The following is a 5,239-nucleotide window of genomic DNA, read 5'->3' on the forward strand; positions in this document are numbered from 1 at the left end:
AACGGGTAACTGTCAGGCCAAGTCTGAACTACTACAAACACCATCATTGTCACTTGGTTGTAAGTGACTCTCTAATCAAGAGCTTGATGATAGCTGAAGCCATACTGGATCGCCTGGTTCACAGCGGCTAAGAAATGGAGTTAAAAAGAGAGTAGTTAAGAAAGCCATCCTGGACGCGACCTGATAATTTTGGTCGAAAAACAATCTTTAAAGAAGTTGTGCTCGGCTTATAGCTAAACATGCAGCTTGCTCGAGACGACAAAAATTTATGTTTTTTGGAGGGGGATTAACATAGTCTTGTTGTACCTTTATTGTTATAATGTAAAAATAAGTAGAGCCCTTTGTATCGTTGGGTTTCTTCTTTAATTTTAAAGTTATAGCGACTAGGAAGTTGTATGAAAGTTGATAACATTGTTGCAGAAGTCGGTGCTAATGGTTTTAGTTGGGTACCAAATGTTTTTTCACAAAAGGAGATAAATCAGATTAAGCAAAACCTTTCCAGCTATGTAGATGCAAAGCATGATGGAATGGTTTATGAAAGCGACCAAAAAACAATCAGAGGTATTCATGGACTACATTTGTTTGATGAATTCTTTGCCGATTTATGCCGGCATCCGGCATTACTCAAAACAGCGATGGGGCACCTCAATGAGCCCTGCTATGTTCACCAGTTCAAGGTAAATTCAAAAAAAAGTAAAGTAGGAAAAGCTTGGCCTTGGCATCAAGATTTTATTTTTTGGCAGCGTGGTGACGGTTTCAAGGAGCAAAAGTTACTTAATATAGGCGTGTTGTTGGATGATGTTGAGCTTGAGTCAGGCCCGCTATGCTTTATTCCTAAGAGCCATTTGCTCGGTGAGTTAACCGATGTCGAAGTTCCAGATGGAGGTTGGGATCAAGACGTTTCAGAACAACTCAGTTACACAATTAGTGAAAAAGTCTCTTCAAATTTAATTAATATCTATGGGAAAAGATATATTACCGGAAATGCCGGGGATATTATCGTTTTCGATCCTCAAGTTGTTCATAGTTCACAACCAAATACTTCTTTAAACGATAGGCAGTTACTTTTAATAACTTATAACGCCATATCCAACCGACCTGAAAGTCGAAGCCCTAGACCCGATTTCTTGTGCACCAAAGATATAAAAGAATTGAAACTTGAAGAATGCGATTGAGTTAGTTTTTCATTAATTTATGAATGAATTAATTTAAAAGCTCCCCCTCTTAGTTGTGTTTTAAGTCACTAAATTTCTATTTTGGAGTTGTTTTGTATTATAAAAAATTACACATTGATAATCTCGATGAAATTATTAATCAAAGCCGTTTTATTTTGCAAGAGAGTGGTTTGTTGAGTTTTGACGGAAGTAATTTGTATTACCCTGAGCTTCCTGAACTGCCATTGCTGAACGCTTTTTTATCTGAATCTGGCCTCGATGATGCTGTTTTAGGTGTTGCCCTTAACATCACGTCACCTGAGTCCTCTATGCCCATTCATGTGGATACTGGAGAACTTAATTGGTCTTTAAATATTCCTATTCTTAACTGTGAAAATTCGCAAGTGAATTTTTACACCACAAGTCAAAGACCTCGTTCTTTTTCACTGCCTAACGGAGTGACTTATTTGGGGTTTGAAGACGAAGCTGCTATGAACTTAGCTGACACAGCCTTATGTAAGGATGCAATGGTTATTAATGTTAAACATCCACATAACGTAATAAATAACAGTGAGAAATACCGAGTGATGCTGTTAATTAGGCTTAATGAAGAGTTTGATATTGATTACTTTGATGACTGTTTTTCTTATGATTGATTGTAACTTTACTGATGGGTGATGGTTTTTTGATAGGTTTTATTTGTCTGGGTTAATTTAATGAGGTGGTTCGAGAAATAAAAAATAAGTAAAAAACAAAAGTATAAATAAAGCTAGTTATAAGAATAAATAAAAATTAAAAATAAATATAATTAAAAGCATAAAAGGATTAATTATGTCAGGTAACGTAGGGTACCCTCTTTCCTCTGTTCAAAGGGCTGTTCTTAATGATTATATAATCGGGGAGAAAGTACCAAAGTATCATATTGGTTGTAACGTAGATTGTCACTTTGAGTTCAATGAAAAAGATGTTCTATATGCGGTAAAGAAAGTTAATGCTTTGCACCCAGCGCTAAGAACATGCTTAGTTAACAATGATGGTGAATATAGCCAGGTTGTCAACGATGCTCATGAAGCTGAGTTCAGATTTATTGATCTGTCAGTGGAAGGGCAGACTTCTCGGGAGCATGCTCTCAAAGCTGCCCAGAAGGAGTTTGATGAGCCATATAACCTAGAGCAGAATTGCTGGCGTGCCATAGCAGTAAAATATGCAGAAAATAGGTTTATCCTTTGTTTGGGGTACCATCACCTCTTTGTTGATGGCGTATCAACTGCAATAGTGTTGGAAGACATTATCGCGTTAATAGGCGGCAATGAAGTAAAACCTCGCTCTTCTCTGGATTACAGGAGTTTCATTGAAAGCGACGCCAAATATCTTAACTCAAAGCGAGCGTCTCGTGATAGAGAGTTCTGGAAGGAAGATTTTAGGACTATTCCAGCGAGAGTGTATAAACCAAAAGACAAAAGCTTGTCAAAGTCCTTTCCAAGCATCACTAATTTTAGCTCTATCAGCCGAAATGACGTTGAGCAGCTACGAAATCATGCAGAGTCTCAGGGTGTCGGGTTAGCACATTCGTTATTCGCGCTAGTTGTAGCGTTTATTGCTAAATCAAAAGCGCTTAACGAAGTCACAATAGGTATACCTGTTCACAATAGAACGACGGCAGAACACAAGAAAATCGTTGGGATGTTTTCAGGCCTTATCCCATTAAAAATAGAAGTACCTGAAAATGATCGTTTTTCTGACCTCGTAACGCGAGTAGCTAGAAAGCTAGCTAAGGTTTACCGCTATCAAAAGTTACCAATTTCAGAAATCAACTCGTTGCTAAAAACGATTTCTTACAACCGTAAGCACATATTTGACGTCACAATATCATATGAGCCTTTCCCTTCAGAGCATAAATGTGCGAGAGGAGAGTACAAAGCTTCAAGAGTACCAGAGCCCTACGAGCAAATGCCGTTAGCCATTGCGATTCTCGATTATCATGAGAAAGATGATTTGCAACTGATGACTAACTATAACAGTAATTATTTCTGTAACTCAGAAATAGGCGTTGTGGATAGAGCTATCGCAGCTATGGTGAATAGGCTGAAGACAAGTTTTGACACAAAATTATCTGAGTTGCCTCTTCAATCTGAGCGTGAGTTAGAGGCGTTAGCGAAAGGACCAGCCCCGATCCCAAGTCAGTTTTGTCATAATACACTAACGGAACAATTCCATTCGGTAGTGGAACTATATGGTGACTCGGTCGCAGTGGAATGTGATCGGTTTGTCATGACATATGAAGAGCTCAACAGGCGGAGCACTTTTCTGACTAATACTTTGCGTGAACGCGGAATTGAACAGGGTGATCGAGTTGGGTTTTGTTTATCCCGCTCATGTTTATCAATAGTGGCAATATTGGCTATCGTAAAGCTAGGTGCAACTTATATTCCAATCGACCCGGCAACCCCAGACTCACGAATTGAGTATTTAATCGCCGATAGTGGAATGAAATTAATCATTACTGAAGATGCATATGAAGGAAAAGAGTGTCTACAGACAATTCCGACATTGACTATATCTCAGTTGACGACACAGTCAGAGCTATCATCACAGGAGCTTGTACTTAATTCATTAAATGCTTCAAGCCCTGCTTATATTATCTATACGTCTGGTTCTACAGGAAAGCCTAAAGGGGTTGAAGTATCGCACCATAATGTTCTTCGCTTATTTGATAGCTGTTATTCCGAATTTGAATTTACGCAAAGTGATATTTGGGCTGTGTCTCACTCATTAGCATTTGATTTTTCGGTGTGGGAAATATGGGGGGCTTTATTATTTGGTGGAAAAATGGTGCTTATAAACGAGCAACAACTGCGTTCACCATTTGATTTTTACAAAATTATTGCTGATAAAAACGTAACAATTTTGAGCCAGACTCCAAGCGCATTTTTATCCTTTGATAATACTGATGCTAAACAGAGTTCTTCACTTTCTCTGAGAAGGGTCGTGTTTGGAGGTGAAGCACTGACACCGTCCAATCTAAAATCTTGGTTTGCCAGACACTCTGATCAGCATCCAAAAATGATCAATATGTATGGAACGACAGAGACAACGGTGCATGCTACTTACAAAGAGATAAGTAAATATCATGCCACATCAAGTTCAGAAAGTATTATTGGTAAACCTTTAGGTGACTTAGATATTCAGATCCAAGACATAGGCGGAAATATTCTTCCTGTTGGCAGTATCGGGGAAATGGTGATAGGTGGTGCGGGTGTAAGTTTGGGTTACTACCACAAGCCTGAGTTAAATCAAGCAAAGTTCTATGAGTCTGAAAATAAGACCCGGTATTACCGCACAGGCGATTTAGCCAAGCTACTTCCAAATGGAGAGTTTGAGTATATCGGCCGTATTGATGAGCAAATCAAGCTACGCGGCTATCGAATTGAACTTGGTGAAATTGAAGCACAAATAAGCCAGCTAAACGGTATTTCAAACTGTGTTGTGCAACTCAGGGAAGATGTGCCAGAACAAAAAAGAATCGTTGCTTATCTGGTATGCAATAGCAGAAATGAGGAAACGCAAAAAGAGTATCTGGCGAATATAAAATCAAGCTTACAACGTACTTTGCCAAGCTACATGGTACCGACTGCTTTCATTTGTCTTGATCATTTTCCTCTGACGACAAATGGCAAGGTAGATAAGTTGGCACTCTTGCCACCAGAATCATACCCAAACTGGCAACCTGCAAACGCTTCGTATGTCCCACCAAACACCGAGCTGGAAATTAGAATTTCGCAGTTATGGGCCGATTTGTTAGGCAAAGAAGCGAATGAAATAGGCCGGTTCGACGACTTCTTCATACTCGGCGGAGATTCTCTGATGATGATGAAGCTGATTAGTCAGTGCAACGATGAGTTTAACATTACCCTGTCATTCGGCGATATCTTCGATAACTTAGAGCTCAATCAGTTAAGTCACAAAATTGAACGGTTAGTTGATAAACAAGCACAAACATTATCTCAGCTAGAGGCTCAGGTAGAAAGTTTATCAGAAGAAGAAATAGATGCGATGTTGGAATCTTTGTCATAAAGGAATGAATC

3 protein-coding genes are annotated in these 5,239 nt (G+C 39.0%); all 3 read left to right on the forward strand.

Annotation, left to right across the window (positions count from 1 at the left end; genetic code table 11):
* Positions 1–395 precede the first annotated feature (395 nt).
* The 3 genes from TW77_RS18060 to TW77_RS18070 all read left to right on the forward strand — a co-directional run bounded on the left by TW77_RS18060 (position 396) and on the right by TW77_RS18070 (position 5,228).
* Positions 396–1,175: a phytanoyl-CoA dioxygenase family protein gene (locus tag TW77_RS18060; RefSeq protein WP_046006379.1), complete on the forward strand. Its 780-nt coding sequence runs from the start codon at positions 396–398 to the stop codon at positions 1,173–1,175.
* 92 nt (positions 1,176–1,267) lie between these two features.
* Positions 1,268–1,810 (forward strand): hypothetical protein, encoded by a 543-nt coding sequence (locus tag TW77_RS18065; protein WP_046006380.1) that lies wholly within the window; start codon positions 1,268–1,270, stop codon positions 1,808–1,810.
* A 175-nt stretch (positions 1,811–1,985) separates the two neighbouring features.
* Positions 1,986–5,228 (forward strand): non-ribosomal peptide synthetase, encoded by a 3,243-nt coding sequence (locus tag TW77_RS18070; RefSeq protein WP_046006381.1) that lies wholly within the window; start codon positions 1,986–1,988, stop codon positions 5,226–5,228.
* The last annotated feature ends 11 nt before the right edge of the window (positions 5,229–5,239 follow it).

Source organism: Pseudoalteromonas rubra (genome assembly GCF_000967655.1).
GTDB lineage: Bacteria > Pseudomonadota > Gammaproteobacteria > Enterobacterales > Alteromonadaceae > Pseudoalteromonas > Pseudoalteromonas rubra_A.

Coding starts and splice junctions, on each gene's coding strand:
- TW77_RS18060 (WP_046006379.1), top strand. CDS start 396: ATGAAAGTTGATAACATTGTTGCAGAAGTCGGTGCTAATGGTTTTAGT.
- TW77_RS18070 (WP_046006381.1), top strand. CDS start 1,986: ATGTCAGGTAACGTAGGGTACCCTCTTTCCTCTGTTCAAAGGGCTGTT.